This window comes from Sediminitomix flava (assembly GCF_003149185.1).
Classification (GTDB): Bacteria; Bacteroidota; Bacteroidia; order Cytophagales; family Flammeovirgaceae; genus Sediminitomix; species Sediminitomix flava.
Genome location: NZ_QGDO01000007.1, coordinates 133752 through 149671 on the forward strand (window position 1 = coordinate 133752; position 15920 = coordinate 149671).

12 protein-coding genes are annotated in these 15920 nt (G+C 34.7%); 8 read left to right on the forward strand and 4 right to left on the reverse strand.

Features of this window, described 5'->3' with window-relative positions:
- The first annotated feature begins 7 nt into the window (after nucleotides 1-7).
- Genes BC781_RS21100 through BC781_RS21120 form a run of 5 tightly spaced genes read left to right on the forward strand, consistent with a single transcriptional unit; the run spans nucleotide 8 to nucleotide 4890 of the window.
- Entirely contained in the window at nucleotides 8-901 is an 894-nt protein-coding gene (locus BC781_RS21100) for a glycosyltransferase family 2 protein (RefSeq protein ID WP_109621651.1), read from the forward strand.
- 48 nt (nucleotides 902-949) lie between these two features.
- A complete protein-coding gene (locus BC781_RS21105; RefSeq protein ID WP_109621653.1) occupies nucleotides 950-2164 on the forward strand; it encodes a glycosyltransferase in 1215 nt (404 codons plus the stop codon).
- The gene (locus BC781_RS21110; RefSeq protein ID WP_109621655.1) at nucleotides 2161-2823 is read left to right on the forward strand and encodes an acyltransferase; all 663 of its coding nucleotides are present in this window, start codon (nucleotides 2161-2163) and stop codon (nucleotides 2821-2823) included. The genes BC781_RS21105 and BC781_RS21110 overlap by 4 nt, the downstream gene beginning before the upstream one ends.
- The gene (locus BC781_RS21115) at nucleotides 2783-3715 is read left to right on the forward strand and encodes a glycosyltransferase family 2 protein (RefSeq protein WP_109621657.1); all 933 of its coding nucleotides are present in this window, start codon (nucleotides 2783-2785) and stop codon (nucleotides 3713-3715) included. The genes BC781_RS21110 and BC781_RS21115 overlap by 41 nt, the downstream gene beginning before the upstream one ends.
- A 2-nt stretch (nucleotides 3716-3717) precedes the next feature.
- Entirely contained in the window at nucleotides 3718-4890 is a 1173-nt protein-coding gene (locus BC781_RS21120) for a glycosyltransferase family 2 protein (protein WP_109621660.1), read from the forward strand.
- A 46-nt stretch (nucleotides 4891-4936) separates the two neighbouring features.
- On the opposite strand, the gene BC781_RS21125 is transcribed toward BC781_RS21120, so the two are convergent.
- Complete coding sequence (locus BC781_RS21125) at nucleotides 4937-6982, reverse strand: OmpA family protein (RefSeq protein ID WP_109621662.1); 2046 nt, start codon at nucleotides 6980-6982, stop codon at nucleotides 4937-4939.
- A 384-nt stretch (nucleotides 6983-7366) separates the two neighbouring features.
- Between BC781_RS21125 and lon the strand changes: the two genes are divergently transcribed.
- A complete protein-coding gene (lon, locus tag BC781_RS21130) occupies nucleotides 7367-9838 on the forward strand; it encodes an endopeptidase La (RefSeq protein ID WP_245935644.1) in 2472 nt (823 codons plus the stop codon).
- Nucleotides 9839-9995: 157 nt separating this feature from the next.
- Nucleotides 9996-11519, forward strand: a complete 1524-nt coding sequence (locus tag BC781_RS21135) for a S10 family peptidase (RefSeq protein ID WP_109621666.1) — start codon at nucleotides 9996-9998, stop codon at nucleotides 11517-11519.
- A gap of 219 nt (nucleotides 11520-11738) precedes the next feature.
- Here BC781_RS21135 and BC781_RS21140 read toward each other — a convergent pair whose 3' ends face one another.
- The 3 genes from BC781_RS21140 to larC form a co-directional block, all read right to left on the reverse strand.
- The gene (locus BC781_RS21140) at nucleotides 11739-12842 is read right to left on the reverse strand and encodes a cation:proton antiporter domain-containing protein (protein WP_109621667.1); all 1104 of its coding nucleotides are present in this window, start codon (nucleotides 12840-12842) and stop codon (nucleotides 11739-11741) included.
- A 213-nt stretch (nucleotides 12843-13055) separates the two neighbouring features.
- Nucleotides 13056-13439 carry a hypothetical protein gene (locus tag BC781_RS21145; protein ID WP_109621670.1) on the reverse strand — a complete coding sequence of 128 codons (384 nt, stop codon included), beginning with the start codon at nucleotides 13437-13439 and terminating at the stop codon, nucleotides 13056-13058.
- A complete protein-coding gene (gene larC, locus BC781_RS21150) occupies nucleotides 13436-13897 on the reverse strand; it encodes a nickel insertion protein (RefSeq protein WP_109621672.1) in 462 nt (153 codons plus the stop codon). The genes BC781_RS21145 and larC overlap by 4 nt, the downstream gene beginning before the upstream one ends.
- 347 nt (nucleotides 13898-14244) lie before the next feature.
- Between larC and BC781_RS21155 the strand changes: the two genes are divergently transcribed.
- Nucleotides 14245-15606: a serine hydrolase domain-containing protein gene (locus BC781_RS21155; protein WP_109621674.1), complete on the forward strand. Its 1362-nt coding sequence runs from the start codon at nucleotides 14245-14247 to the stop codon at nucleotides 15604-15606.
- Nucleotides 15607-15920: the final 314 nt, after the last annotated feature.

The following is a 15920-nucleotide window of genomic DNA, read 5'->3' on the forward strand; positions in this document are numbered from 1 at the left end:
TACTCGAATGGATATTTCAATCGTTATTCCTTCACATAATCGGAAAGCGTCTTTGATCCAACTTTTAAAATCTATTAAAGAAAGTGATACAGAGACTATCCAATTTGAAGTCATTGTTGTTTGTGACGGCTGTGTGGATGGTACAGAAAAAGAAATTGAAGCATTTCAGAAACAATTTTCGGTACTAAAATATATTAGTCAGAAAGGGGCAGGTCCTGCAGCTGCTCGTAACAATGGGGCTAAGCTTGCACAAGGAAAATATATTGCATTTACAGACGATGATTGTCTTGTAAGTAAAGAGTGGTTGAAAGCCATTATTACTGGTTTTTCAAAGTTTCCAAAAGTGATAGGTTTACAAGGAAAAACCTTGACCAACAAAAAAGAATGTACTCCGCTTACACATCAGATTCATAATGAGGCAGGGCACTCTGCATGGCCAACTTGCAATGTAGCCTATCGGAAAGATTACTTTGAAAGAGTTGGAGGCTTCGATGAGAGTTTTCCTTTTGCACATAATGAAGATGCCGATATTGCTTGGCGATTGGAAAAAGAAGGGCCCATGATCTTCTATTCAGAAATGCTCATTATTCATCCGCCTAGAGAAGAATCTTTCAAAAAGCTAAGTAAAAGAATGAAAATGCTTGAAAGTGAATTTCTTCTTTATCATAAAGATGCGAAGACTTACAAGGAAAAAAGAAATTCATCACCATGGGTGACAATCTATTGGGAAGTATTTCTAGTACATCAGTTCAGACAATTAAAATCTCGTTTTAAATTCATTCATAAACCAAAAGAATTCTTCTTGGGACTAGCCTTAAATTTCTATTGGTGGTATGAATTGATTGCCTTACTACCAAAATATATGGCAGCAGATAAGAAGTATGCCAAACTATATGCTTAAGCTGAAAAGCTAAATCAACCTATTAAGAAATTAACCTAATTACTATCTATGAATTTTGAAAATCTACCAATTGTTTTTCAAGGCTTACCCCGTTGGGATGGTCCTTATGCCTCCACCTCTGTAACGGTAGCCAAAAAGCTCTCAGAAAATCATCAAGTTTTTTACATAGATCACCCGTTTACTTTAAAAGATAAGCTTGGCTCTAAAGACAGCCCACAGTTGATGGAAAGAACTGCTCTTTGGGCTGATGATTTGTACTATCAGACACCATACCCAGAACTCCCAAACTTTATAAATGTCTGTCCTAAGCCTGTTCTACCTATCAATTTTTTACCTAAAGGATTCATCTATCAGAAGTTTTGTAATTATGTAAATCAGCAAGTTTGGAAACAGATTGATGATGTATTGGATAAGTATGGTGTTGAAGAATTTATCTATGTAAATTCTTTTGATCCTGTGTATTCAAGAATCTATACTTCGAAACGAGTGATTCTGAACGTATATCATTGTGTTGACTTAATTTCTGGAGAAAAATACATTGCAAAACATGGCGTAGAAGCTGAAAAATCAGCTTGTAACAAAGCAGATTTTGTAATCTGCACTTCACGACCTTTAAAGAAAAAGCTGTATAAGTTTAATGAAAACTGTTATGCGGTTGAAAATGCAGTAGACTACGAGTTTTTCCAAAAAAGTTTGGATGCTGAAGTTCCTGAAGATTTAGCCATGATCCCTGGTAAGAAATTAGTTTACACAGGAAATATAGGTCTGAGATTGGATTATCAACTGATAAAAGAAGCCGCTGAAAATATGCCTGATTACAGCTTTGTTTTCATCGGACCTATAAATCAACGAGAATTTAGAGGACAAGAACTCAAGAAGCTACCTAACGTCCATTTTCTAGGTCAGAAAGCATTTGAAGACATCCCTGCTTATATCAAAGGTGCTGATGTATGTCTGATTCCATTCCGACGAACTGAATTGACGAAGCATATTTACCCTCTGAAAATCAACGAATATTTGGCAATGGGTAAACCTGTCATTACAAGTGATTTTACAGACTTGAGTGAATTTGGAAATGTAACCTACAGATATTTGGGAATCAGACAATTTACAAGTCAGATAGAGAAGGCTATTGAAGAAGATTCAGAGGTGAAAATTGCTGACCGTAAGGTATTTGCTGCAAAAAATACTTGGGATCATAGAATCTGTAATTGGGAAGCGATTTTCAAAAATGCGCTAAAGAATAAGGAGGTATTGATATGAGCATATTGAGTTGGGTAAAACAAAACCCTAAAATCAAATCTCTCGCCCATCGAATGATTATTCCCAAAGGTGAAGCTCGCCCTAGAACGTGGGTAAAATGGTTTGTAAATCCTTTCTATCATAAGAGATCCAAGGGAAGTAAAGTCTGTAGCTCTGTTAGAGCTGATCTATTTCCATTTAACTCATTTTCATTGGGGGCTTATAGCACTGTTGAAGATTTTTCAACCCTAAATAATGGTGTGGGAGCATTAAAGATTGGAGAAAACTCAAGAGTTGGTCTCGGAAATGTATTAATCGCTCCAGTCACAATCGGTGATAATGTTATTCTTGCACAAAACATTGTGGTTTCGGGTTTGAATCATAATTATCAGCAAATCAATATTCCGATCAAAGACCAAGGTGTTTCAACAGAGGAAATCATTATTGATGATGGTGCTTGGATTGGAGCAAATGCTACAATTACGGCAGGGGTGCGAATCGGTAAAAATTCGATTATTGGTGCAGGAAGTGTTGTGACCAAATCAGTACCAGATTATCACATTGCTGTGGGGAATCCAGCCAAACTTGTAAAGTATTACAATTTCGAAACTAAGAATTGGGAAAAAATTCAGACAAAAGATGTATCAAAACAAGCCCAAGACAGCTACCAACAAAACTGAGGATATTGCTACGCCATTAGTATCTATCGTAACGATTAATTTCTGTAACGAAAAAATCACGATGGAAATGTTAGCTTCTATTTCAAAAGCTAATTATCCAGCGCTAGAAGTAATAGTTGTGGACAATGGCTCCTTGAAAGATTATACAAAAGACTTTGAACAAGTGTATCCTGAGGTAAAAGTCATTGTCTCTGAAAAGAACTTGGGTTTTGCAGGAGCTAATAATCTTGGTATCAAAGAAGCAAAAGGAGATTATGTATACTTAGTGAATAACGATACGGAATTTACTGATCGTACAATTCTTCCACTCATTGAAAAATTAGAAAAGGAGAAATACATAGGTGCAATAAGCCCTAAAATACAATACTTCTTTCAACCAGATCACATTCAATACGCTGGACTGACAGCAATCAACCCTTTTACAGGGAGGAATAAAATGATTGGTCATCGGGAGAAAGATACAGGGCAATACGATGCTTTTTATGAAACTGATTTTGCACATGGAGCTGCAATGATGATTCGTAAATCAGTAATTGATTTGGTGGGGCCTATGCAAACTGATTATTTCTTGTACTACGAAGAATTGGATTGGTGTGAATCTATAAAGAAAAGTGGGTTCAAGATTTATTATGATGGGAGTGCAAATATTCTTCATAAAGAATCGATGAGTACAGGAAAAAATAGCCCTCTCAAAATGTACTACCAAACTCGAAATCGACTTTGGTTTATGAAACGTCATTACCCCAAAAATGACCTGTTTTTCAAAAGCTTCATTTTCTCATTCGTCATACCCAAGAAACTGATTGAATTGCTTGTTTTTGGCGATTGGAACCTCGCAAAAGCATTTTATAAAGGCGTTAAAGATGGTTTAAACCCTACAATTACTAACTAAATATGGAATTTCTATTTTGGCTTTCAATTGTTATTGTGATCTATGCCTTTGTAGGGTATGGAGTTATTCTGTACGGATTGGTGAAGTTGAAAAACTTCTTATTTCCGAGAAGTGTGAAATACAATGAAGACTATTACCCAGAAGTAACGTTTGTTGTAGCTGCCTACAATGAAGAAGATTGTATTGAAGAAAAGATTCTGAATAGTTTGTCACTTGATTACCCAAAGGATAAGATTAAATATCTTTTTGTAACGGATGGGAGCACAGACAGAACCAATGAAATCATTAAGAATTACGAAGAAGTTACTTTAGAATTTAGTCCTGAACGAAAAGGGAAGATTGCGGCTGTTAATCGTATCATGAAACTGATTGAAAGCCCAATTGTGATTTTCTCAGATGCAAATACAACACTTAATAAAGAAGCAATTTTAAATATAGTCAGACATTTTCAGTACCCAACCGTTGGTGCTGTGGCAGGAGAGAAGCGAATTATTCAAGCGGAAGAAGGGGATGCTAGCAATGCAGGAGAAGGAATTTATTGGAAATATGAATCAAAGTTAAAAGAGCTTGATTCGGAGTTGTACAGTACAATGGGTGCAGCAGGCGAGCTGTTCGCAATTCGAAATGATTTGTATACAGAAATGGAATCTGATGCGCTGATCGAAGATTTTCTGATGACGATGCGAATAGCTGCCCAAGGTTACAAAGTTGTCTATGAAAAAGAGGCAACTGCTAGTGAAACATCTTCTATGAATATTAAAGAAGAGTTTAAAAGAAAAGTAAGGATTTCGGCTGGAGGAATTCAAGCTGTCATCCGATTAGTACCACTACTGAACTTCTTCAAATTTGGTATTCTCACATTTCAGTACATATCACACCGAGCAATCAGATGGACGTTAAGCCCACTTGCTTTACCGATTATACTTATCACTAATAGCTTATTGCATTTCGAAGTAGGTGGATTTTATTCATTCTTATGGTATGCACAAGTGACATTCTATTTGTTAGCTGGTTTAGGCTGGGTTTTTGAGAAAAGAAAAATTCGCTCAAAGATCTTATTTATGCCTTTCTACTTTATTATGATGAATTACAGTGTATTCTTAGGCTATTTCAGATTGGTAAAAGGAAGTCAGAGTGTGGTTTGGGATAAAGCAAAACGAGCTACGACAGTCTAGCTTAAACATAAAAAAAGAGCCTAATCATTTTGATTAGGCTCCCTTCTTAGTTTAGCAGTTCTTTATATTTTTCTTGAAGCTCATTCGTACTTCTGAATATTTTAAACTCGACTCGTCTGTTCATTCTTTTTTCTTCTTCGGTATCAGCTACAGTATGAATTGGTGCGGTACTTCCTAATCCAAAAGCATAAACTCTGTCGTTTTCGAATCCTCCATAAGACAATATATAGTCTCGGATAGCATCGGCTCTTTTCTGAGATAAATCAATATTCAACTGATGATTTCCATCTTCATCGGTGTGGCCAATCACCATGATATGAAAGTCAGGATATTGTTCTAAAAATTGTATGATGAGGTGTAAGTTATTTTCCATCTCAGGGAGAAGTCTATAACTGCCACTTTCAAAGTCAATTGACTCAAAAGTGATACTGGTATTATTCCTTACCACAGGAATCTCAACGTGTGTTTCTCCATTCAAATGGAATAGTTCTTCAAATTTAAAGAAGTTATCACCTTCAACAATTAACAGATAATCACGATTATCAATCAACTCGAAATCAAAGGAACCATCTGGTCTTATGTGCCTTGGTGCGACCTCAGTTGCTTCACTCACATCAATGATCGTAACAACTCCTTCAAAAGTTTCACCTGTGGTAGGTTCTTTTACAATACCCGAAAATCTGATGGTATTGTTAGGTTTTGCTCCCATAGGTAGACCAAAGGAATGAATATTCAAGACATCACCAGCTTTTCCTTTTGAACTTTTGGAATAGAAAAGCCACTTAGAGTCAGTATCAATCGAAAAATAGAATTCATTTCCTATACCATTTACTAAAGGTCCCACATTGAGAGGTTCAGTGTGTTTCCCATCTGGAAGTAAATAAGATTTATAGATGTCAAAATTACCGAAATTCAATAGTTGCCCATTCGAACTAAAATACAAAACACTGTATTTAGGATGGAAAAATGGACTTACTTCATCGTTTTTAGTATTGATGACAGGTCCCATATTTCTTGCTTTGTTCCATTCTCCGTCATGGTTTTTTGTACTATAATACAAATCTGAGCCACCAAATCCGCCACCTCTATTTGAAGAAAAGTATAGTGTGTCAGCTTTAGGACTTAATGTCGGATGAGAATCCCAATTCACAGAATTCACATTAGGGCCAAGGTTTTCTGGAACACCCCAGTTCCCTTCAGCATCTTTTTTAGAGACATAGAGGTCACAGTCTCCTAGCCCAAGAGAACTATTACATCTTACAAAATATAGCTCTTGTCCATCTTGAGACATGCATGGTGAGCCTTCTTTGTATTCAGAGTTGATCGCATCGAAAGGAACGGCTTCAGTCCAGTCGTATTTTTCTTTGTAGGCTATAAAAATGTCTTCATTTATTTTCGCTCCGTATAAATCTTCTTTAATGATAGCAAGATCGCTTGTATCTCTGTCAGTTCTGTTTGATGTAAAAAGTAAAGCTTGATCAAATACGGAATAAGTCATGCCATAATCATCAAAAATAGAATTGATATTATCTGACATCTCAACCAAAACATCTTTTGGTACAGCCAAAGTGTCAATCAATTTTCGTTGCTCGACCAATCTATAATAATGGCTAGTATCCGCATAAATGATCTGATCATTGTAGTTCAAAGAATCATATTTTTCGAGTGCAACTCTTAAAAATCTGCGATCATGTTTTAAAATTAGTCTGTACAAGTCTTTTGCTAATTCATTTTCGTCATGTTCCTGACATTTTTTAGCTAAAGACCAAAGAAGATTAAGCGTTTCAGGATTTTTAAAGTCTTGAACAGTATAGTTAGAGATATAATCTGCGGTGTGTTGGATATACTGATCCCAATGCTCATTTACCTTTAACCTTCTTAATTGTGCTTTTTTAGAGCGATCAAGATATGGTTTTTTATTATCGATATTTGAAAATGATAATAGCGGAGCGGATAATAAAGATTTTTTGTTAGTAGGAACAAGTTCTTTTACGATCATATGCTTATTCTCATCTTCATTGGGAAGTTGAGCATATGAAATACTGGTCCAAACTAACAGTAAAGCTGAAAGAAAAAATAGCCTCCTAATCATTATTAATTGAGATATATTTTGATCTGCGATTATAAAATTTAAAACGACCTTAACTGAAATAATGTATATCAGATGTCTTAAATTTCTTCAAAGAAATTGAAAATATGACATTTTTTAGAGGAATAACGCCTTTTTGTCATGAAGAAATGACATATATTTTTTGATCTATTTAAAATGAAAAAAAAACTTTAATCATATCTATCTGAAAATGAAAGATTTTTCGGCTGTTTTCTGTTTATTCTTAAAATATGGGTATAAGTCATTCTACAAAGGCATCCTAATTGTATAACTTTAAGACTACAAATTTAAAATATAACTTCATCATTGAAAGTAGAGCAGATTGGGTCTGTTCATTTCTATGTTGAGGAAACATAACAAACGCTGATGAGAAGTAAGTTAAATAGTGAATTAAGGATGTTGAGTCAGTTTTCAGATTTAGATTCTGATCAATTGATATCAATTATCCCTGCAGAAGGAGACGATAAGGAATTTGACGATATTGACGAAATGGAACTTCCAATTCTTCCTCTTCGTAATATGGTACTTTTTCCGGGCGTCGTTTTGCCCATCACTGTAGGAAGAAAAAAATCAGTAAAGTTAGTCAAGAAAGCATATAAAGATAATAAAACGATAGGTGTTATCACTCAACGTAACAGTAACAGTGATGACCCAAGCCTTGAAGAACTCTATAAGTATGGTACAGTAGCTAAAATCTTAAAGGTTTTGGTACTACCTGATGGGAATACTACAATTATTATTCAAGGTAAAAAGAAAATAGAAGCTGTTGAAACGATCCAAAAAGATCCATATCTAACTGCTAAAGTTCGTATGGTTCATGAGGATAAGCTTATTGAAAGTGAAGAAGAAACAAGTGCTGTTATCAATTCACTTAAAGAAGCTGCTTATAAAATCTTAGAGCTAAATCCAGATATTCCGCAAGAAGCATCAGGTGCTTTAGATAATATCTCAAGTTTAGGGTTCTTGTTAAACTTCTTGTGTTCAAATATTAATGCAGAAGTAAAAGAGAAACAAGGATTACTTGAAATCAATAATGTACATGAGAAGGTGAAAACCTTATTAGAGTACATGTATAGAGAGATTAAAATTCTTGAGATCAAGCAAGAAATTCATTCTAAGGTAAGCTCAGATATTGATCAGCAGCAAAGAGATTATTTCCTACGTCAGCAAATGAAAGTGTTGCAAGACGAATTAGGAGGTGAAGGCCCTCAGCAGGAAATTGAATCGCTTAGAAAAAGAGCTGCTAAGAAAGATTGGCATGAGCAAGTTGCAAAGCATTTTGATAAAGAGTTAGATAAATTGGGTCGTTTGAATCCATCTTCTGCTGAATATCCAATAGCATTGAACTACTGTGAGTTTATGCTTGACCTTCCATGGAATGAATTCACTGAAGATGATTTAGACCTTAAAAAGGCTCAGAAAATATTGGATAAAGACCATTATGGTTTAGATAAGGTTAAAAAACGTATCATTGAGTATTTAGCAGTATTGAAGCTAAAACAAGATATGAAAGCGCCTATTCTATGTCTGTATGGCCCTCCGGGTGTTGGTAAAACTTCATTGGGTAAATCTGTGGCTAAAGCACTAGGAAGAAAATATGTACGTATGTCTTTGGGTGGACTTAAAGATGAGTCTGAAATTAGAGGACATCGTAAAACATATATTGGTGCAATGGCTGGTCGTATCATGCAAAGTATTAAGAAAGCAGGTACTTCCAATCCAGTATTTATCCTAGATGAAATTGATAAAATTGGAGCCGATTTTAGAGGAGATCCATCTTCAGCATTCTTAGAAGTACTTGATCCAGAACAAAATGATTCGTTCTTAGACAATTACTTGGAAGTTGAGTATGACCTTTCTAAAGTGATGTTTATTGCGACAGCAAACTCTTTGGAAACAATTCAGCCTGCACTCCGTGACCGTATGGAGATCATTGAAATCAATGGATATACGCTCGAAGAAAAGACTGAAATTGCTAAGAAACATTTGCTTCCGAAGCAAAAGAAAGAGCACGGATTAAAATCGGGTGACTTCTCTTTAGATGCTAAAGGAATCAAAACTGTGATCGAAGGTTATACGAGAGAGTCTGGTGTTCGTAATTTGGAAAGAAAATTAGGAGCTGTCTCAAGAAGTATAGCTACGCATATTGCTATGGAAGATGAGTACAAAAAACGTCTTTCAAGTAATGATGTTGAAGAAATTTTGGGTGTAGCTCACTTTGATAAAGATAAGTATCAAGACAACGAGCATGCAGGTGTAGTGACTGGTCTTGCTTGGACTCAAGTAGGTGGAGAAATCTTATTTATTGAGTCAAGTCTTAGTAAAGGAAAAGGTCGTATTACCCTTTCAGGTCAGCTAGGTGATGTAATGAAAGAATCTGCAACTACGGCACTTTCTTATCTAAGATCACAAGCAAAAAGTTTAGGTATTGATTACAATATCTTTGAAAATTATGACCTTCATGTTCACGTACCAGCAGGTGCAGTTCCTAAAGATGGACCATCAGCAGGTATTACGATGCTCACAGCAATGGCTTCAATTTACACACAACGTAAAGTGAAGCAGAAGTTAGCCATGACTGGTGAAATTACTTTACGAGGTACAGTACTTCCTGTAGGTGGAATTAAGGAAAAATTATTAGCTGCAAAAAGAGCAGGTATTAAAGAAATTATCTTTAGTGACCAAAATAAGAAGGACGTAAATGAAATTGAAGAGCAATACCTAAAAGGACTGACCCTTCATTTTGTGAAAAATGCAGAAGAAGTACTTGAAATTGCTTTGTTAAATACAAAAGTGAAAAATGCGATTCAGTTTGAGTTACCTAAGAAAGAGAAATAATCAGCTTGATTGATTTATTATATTAACCGTTTCAACCTTCGTTGAGACGGTTTTTTTATGGACTTAAGTTAATAATGAGATCATTTTGAGGAGAAGTAGAATCTTTTAATGATTATACTTATTTTTAATTTCTATCAATGTTTTAACCAATTCATTTATGAAATTAAACTATACTCAAAGCTTAATACAGATAAAATCTGTTTTATCTTTAATTATTTCACTTTTTGTATTATCAAATGCTCATGCACAAAATCAAAAAATAGCCGTAGATACGACCGTAGTGACATCACATGTAGCATCAATTAATGGAAAAAAGATCATTTACTCAGCAACGACAGGAACCCAACCTGTTTGGGATGACAAAGGTAAAGTAACCGCAACACTCTTTTATACATACTACAAAGCTGAAAATCTAGGAAAAACAGAAGAGAGACCATTAGTGATGTCTTTTAATGGGGGACCTGGTTCAGCATCTGTTTGGATGCATCTAGCATATACAGGCCCTAAAATCTTGAATATTGACGATGAAGGTCATCCTATTCAACCTTATGGAGTGAAGGATAATCCGAATTCAATTTTAGATATAGCAGACATCGTTTATGTAAACCCTGTAAATACTGGCTATTCACGTACAATTACGGAAGATGGTAAAGAGGTTCAGAGAGATAAATTTTTTGGTATAAATGCCGATATCAAATATTTGGCAGCTTGGCTAAATACATTTGTGACAAGAAATGAAAGATGGTTATCTCCTAAGTTTTTAATCGGTGAAAGTTATGGTGGGACACGTGTTTCGGGGCTTGCTCATGAACTTCAACAAGCACAATGGATGTATTTGAATGGAGTTATTTTAGTTTCTCCTGCCGACTATATTATCTATGATACAGCTAGTCCACTTTTTGCAGCATTAAATTTGCCATATTATGCAGCTACCGCTTGGTATCATAAACAACTACCTTCAGAACTTCAACAAAAAGATTTACTTGAGATTTTACCAGAAATAGAAGAGTATACTGTAAATCAAGTGATCCCAACAATAGCAAAAGGTGGTTTTGTGGATGAAGAGGAAAGAAATGCTGTTGCTGAAAAAATGGCATATTTTTCTGGACTGTCAAAAACTGATTTCCTTAACTACAATTTGGCATTACCAACCTCATATTACTGGAAAGAACTTTTAAGAGAAGAAAAAGGCCAGACTATTGGCCGACTAGATTCTAGATATTTAGGAATCGATAAAACAGATGCAGGTATCAGACCCGACTATAGCCCTGAGTTGACATCTTGGCTTCATTCATTTACTCCTGCAATCAATTATTACGTTAGAGAACACTTAGGCTTTAAAACAGATTTAAAATATAATGTTTTTGGCCCTGTACACCCTTGGGATAGAAGTAACAATCAGACAAGAGATAATCTTCGTCAAGCAATGGCTCAAAACCCGTATTTAAAAGTGATGTATCAATCGGGTTATTATGATGGCGCAACAACTTATTTCCATGCAAAATACAGTATGTGGCAGACAGACCCAAGTGGGAAAATGAGAGATCGTTTTAGTTTTAAAGGCTATAGAAGTGGACACATGATGTATCTAAGAAAAGCTGATTTGAAACAAGCTAATGAGGATATTAGAAACTTTATAAAGGATAGTGATGCTAAGGGGGTATCAGCCAAGTATCAATAATTGAACTGGTTTCAGTTATACAATAAAGTATTAATTTTTTATGATAAATAAGCCATCTCATTAAATGATTGAGGTGGCTTATTTTTTTGATCCAAAAAACTATTTATGCTTAGTGCATCAAATTTAGTTACAAATGAAAGCAAATAAACTGACTTAGTATCGTTTCTCGATTATCATAAGCTTCCGAAAAAAATACTGAAATATAGAGTAACTCTTTTTTTATGAAAATCGAATTTCATAGATTTTTTTAAATAGAGACACCCAAATCGAACTGATAAAGATAGTGATAGAAATTGTAATGATGATATATTGATATGATTCACTATTGATGATATTATTTTGTACACCTAAAGAGGCCAAAACAAAACTGAATTCCCCAATTTGAGCCAAAAGAGAGCCTCCATAAAGACTGTGTATGTTCGAGTTTTTTAAAATCCTAAGTGTGGTAGAGTTTATGAGGTGATTACTAATAAAGACAGCAAGTACTAACACCAATATGGTTTGCCAATGTTGAGTTAAAAAGTGAATGTCAATCATCATACCTACGGAGATAAAAAAGATTGATACAAATATAATTCGGAATGGCGATAGTGTTTTATGTAACCAAGATGAGGCATTGGAATTATACATGGTCAGTCCTGCCACAAAAGCACCTAAACTAGGTGAAAGTCCACAAAGTGAGGTAAATAGAGCCAAGCCAAAACAGATGATCAAACTTGCAAAAACTTGTAATTCATGATCTTCATTTAAGAAACTTAATGCTTTTATACTTTTCCGATCTCTTTTGAGTAAATCCACAATAATGATCAGAAGAACTATTGCACCAAAAATCTGCCATAAAACTTCAGTATAATCAACACCTTTTCCACTAGCAAGACTCATAACGATAATCATAGGAGCAACTAATACATCTTGGGTAAGCAGAATAAAAGTGATGTCCTGTCCTAATTTGTGCTTTTCTAATTTATACTGATTGATTAGTCGAATAACTACGGCAGAACTACTGAGTGAGGTTCCAAACCCAAACAATAAGACTCTTTCAAATGTCCAATCAAAGAAGATACCTAGCCCATACATTAACAGGACACTAAATAGTACTTGACATCCAGCACCTAAAAATGCAATCTTCCAATTCTTGATAAAGTTCTTTATCGAAATTTCCATTCCAATAAAAAACATCAGAATGATTAGTCCAATTTCACCAGCTACATCAGCACTTTCCTCATCTGTAAAAACTTGAAATCCATGTGGTCCCAACATGACACCTGCGAGGATATAAGCCAAAATATAAGGTTGTTGAATTTTCCGAAGTCCTAAACTCATAAAGAGTATAAGACTAGAAAAAATGAGTACGATATTTAAGTCTTGTTCAATCAATTTTATGAAGAGATTTATTTAGGTAAGATATTCTAACTACACACTCAGTTGAATCTGACAAATTTCTCTAATTTAAAATGACTTGTTGATCATAAAATGATTAAGGAGTTACATAAAATCGTCAGATTTGAAAAAATAAGATCAGATAGCAGTCAAATTCTATTCTTTGTATAGCCCTAAAAGAGCAAAAATATTAAGCATACTTCCATAAAAATTGATACCTAAAGCGATTAGCCACATATTATACGAGGAATAATAGGCTAAGCCTGAATTCATAAAAAGAATCAAGTTACCGACCACACCAAGGCCACCAAAAAATAGGATAGCGGGGATCATCGCAATTCTATACCATTTTTTGTTTACTTTTTTCGAAAGCAAAAGACTTAAAGTATAAACGGCTAAAATGATAAAGGAAGGAAGAACAGGGCTTTGGATAAATGCCACAGACCTAAAATGCTCATGCACAAGACTACCTAGTAAGTATAAAGAGGCAAAAACTGCAAAGGCAAATTGCCGCTGAACAAGTTTTCTCAAAGGAATCATTTGATACTCTGTTTCAGTTCTTCTATACTTATATTATTTTTTTGTGCTAATTCTTGTAGAATGCTTTTTTCTAGTACAGAGATTATTTTTCCACTTGGAAGTGTAACGTTTTTCTGCTGTATAACACCAAACTTAGTGTGGATTTCTTTAATTTCCATTGGAAGTTTTAATCGATTGATTTGGGCATATTTCATACCTTTGGTAGAAGACTGAATGAATAATTCTTTGGATACAAGTCCGAATTTTTCTGGGTAGCACAATACTTCGACTTTGAATGCTTGGTCACCGTTTTCTAATAGGGTGAGTTCAACAGAAACATCTAATGCTCCTTTGGTTAGTATATGATTAATAAAGGCATTTCCTTCAAATTCACCATTTGAGTGATCTATATTGTATTTTATTGAAACGACTACTTCTTCTTTTAACTCTTGATTGAAATTATCTTTCTTAGAAACCATTTATTCTCATTTTAATAGTTAGTTCTCGCTACTTGTGTATGCTATCGATAGTACCTGAAGTGTGAAGTTTCGAAATACAGGTAGCCACATAGAATAACTTATTTCAGATGAATTTCATTTGAACAAGTACTTTCTATGATGACTCTATGATTTTAAGGGGAGATGTCTAGGGGGGGTGAAGTTGACGATTTTGTGCAACAGAGAGCTTATTTTATGTAAAGCTTTCCCTTTTTAATCTATGACCTTTGTATTGTCAGTTAAGGCTAGGAATTAAATTTCTTCAAATAATTGACAAATGAAAATACCATAAACAATTCACCGTACAATTTTCACTAACGAACAGGCAGATGGAATTTAAGACCCTATTATTTACAGTTGTAGGAACAATGATTTTCGGATTGTCATCTAAGGTTATTCATAAAGGAGGTGCATCAGGAAACAAATTAAAAACAATGAAAATAGCTAAACCCGAGAATGTTGCATCCAATATTTCATTAGAAAAAATACATGAGATTAATACGTTTTTTTCTAAAGATGAGAATAAAGTGAAGATTCAATTTGCTAGTGATGAAACAAAGTATGCTTGGCAAAATATTCCTGAGTTTTATAATGTAGCAAGGATAGCCAAGGGAGAAAAACGGAATGATTTGACTTATAGAATTGATGATAATATAGAAAACATAAAGTACATCAATCGTAAGGGAGAGCAGTTATCGGTCAATTCGCATTTTGAGAAATACCCAATTGATGCAATGATTGTGGTAAAAAATGGTGAGGTTAGATATGAACGTTATCAGACAATGCGAGAGCATGATCAACATATATGGTTTTCAGTTAGTAAGGTTGTTGGCTCTACGATGTTGGCTTTCTTGGAAATGGAAAGAAAGGTTGATGTCAAAAAGCCTGTAAGTGAATATTTGGTTGAATTGAAAGGTTCAGTATGGGATACAGTAACGGTTGAAGAAGCTTTGGATATGGCCACAGGTTTAAATGGAACAGAACATGATGAGCCTCTAGAGGATTCCAGAACCAATCCTAACCAAATTTGGTATCAATGGGCAGCTACTAATGATATCGGAATTTTTGACAATAAAGGATTATCTCAAAAATGGGATGAGGTACTTCGAGAAATGGAACGAGTAAAGCCAGCTTACACTGCTTTTGAATATAATTCCATAAATACATTCGTGATAAACAGAATTGTAGAGAGAGTAGGAGAGAGACCTCTTAACGAGCAATTAAGAGAACGAATTTGGTCAAAAATGGGCATGGATCATGATGCAAATATTGTGATGAGTCCTTCTGGGAATGCATTAGGATTTATGGGAATGAATTCAACGCTTAGAGACCTCGCTCGTTTTGGAATGGCTTTTACACCATCTAGTGAAAAATTAGCTGGAGAAAGAGTTATTCCTCAAGCAATCATGAATAAGATTCATGATCGTTCTAAGCACCGAATGTATGCCAAAGGAAATGTAGGTAAGTTGTTTGTCGAAAACTTTCCTAGAGATAAAAATATAGCTAACCGTTATCAATGGGATGCCGTTTTTGAAGATGGCGCAATGCTCAAAAAAGGTGTTGGTGGTCAAGGACTTTATATTTCCCCAAAAGATGATCTAGTTATCGCATGGTTTTGTACTGGAACTGGTGCTGATCAAGAAGAAACAATGGCTCGAACAATAGCAAAAGCACTTGAAAATAATGATTGAAAAAAGTATAATTCATAATTATTAAAATAGATGAAGTAATAGGACAAAAGAAAACGAGTAATACTATCCTTAGAGTTAGCGGAGCGATCTAAGGATTTATCTATGAAAGAAAGATGCTGACGCAGTTCTTTAGACTCTAAAAATGGTATGAAATGGAGTATGAAGAACTGCGTTCGCCTCTCTATCCATTTGTGAGTTCTTAGAGTAACTCTAAGAACAGTAAAGTTTTATCTCAACAATATATGTCCTAGTATTTATCTATAATGATTATTGAAATGGGAAAGAGTCGCGTACTCTTTCCCATTTTTTATTAA

Bases quoted from the DNA above. Each gene is read 5' to 3' on its own strand.
- BC781_RS21115 (WP_109621657.1), top strand. From the start codon at position 2,783: ATGTATCAAAACAAGCCCAAGACAGCTACCAACAAAACTGAGGATATT.
- BC781_RS21145 (WP_109621670.1), bottom strand. From the start codon at position 13,439: ATGATTCCTTTGAGAAAACTTGTTCAGCGGCAATTTGCCTTTGCAGTT.
- BC781_RS21110 (WP_109621655.1), top strand. From the start codon at position 2,161: ATGAGCATATTGAGTTGGGTAAAACAAAACCCTAAAATCAAATCTCTC.
- BC781_RS21100 (WP_109621651.1), top strand. From the start codon at position 8: ATGGATATTTCAATCGTTATTCCTTCACATAATCGGAAAGCGTCTTTG.
- BC781_RS21105 (WP_109621653.1), top strand. From the start codon at position 950: ATGAATTTTGAAAATCTACCAATTGTTTTTCAAGGCTTACCCCGTTGG.
- lon (WP_245935644.1), top strand. From the start codon at position 7,367: ATGAGAAGTAAGTTAAATAGTGAATTAAGGATGTTGAGTCAGTTTTCA.
- larC (WP_109621672.1), bottom strand. From the start codon at position 13,897: ATGGTTTCTAAGAAAGATAATTTCAATCAAGAGTTAAAAGAAGAAGTA.
- BC781_RS21120 (WP_109621660.1), top strand. From the start codon at position 3,718: ATGGAATTTCTATTTTGGCTTTCAATTGTTATTGTGATCTATGCCTTT.
- BC781_RS21135 (WP_109621666.1), top strand. From the start codon at position 9,996: ATGAAATTAAACTATACTCAAAGCTTAATACAGATAAAATCTGTTTTA.
- BC781_RS21125 (WP_109621662.1), bottom strand. From the start codon at position 6,982: ATGATTAGGAGGCTATTTTTTCTTTCAGCTTTACTGTTAGTTTGGACC.
- BC781_RS21140 (WP_109621667.1), bottom strand. From the start codon at position 12,842: ATGAGTTTAGGACTTCGGAAAATTCAACAACCTTATATTTTGGCTTAT.
- BC781_RS21155 (WP_109621674.1), top strand. From the start codon at position 14,245: ATGGAATTTAAGACCCTATTATTTACAGTTGTAGGAACAATGATTTTC.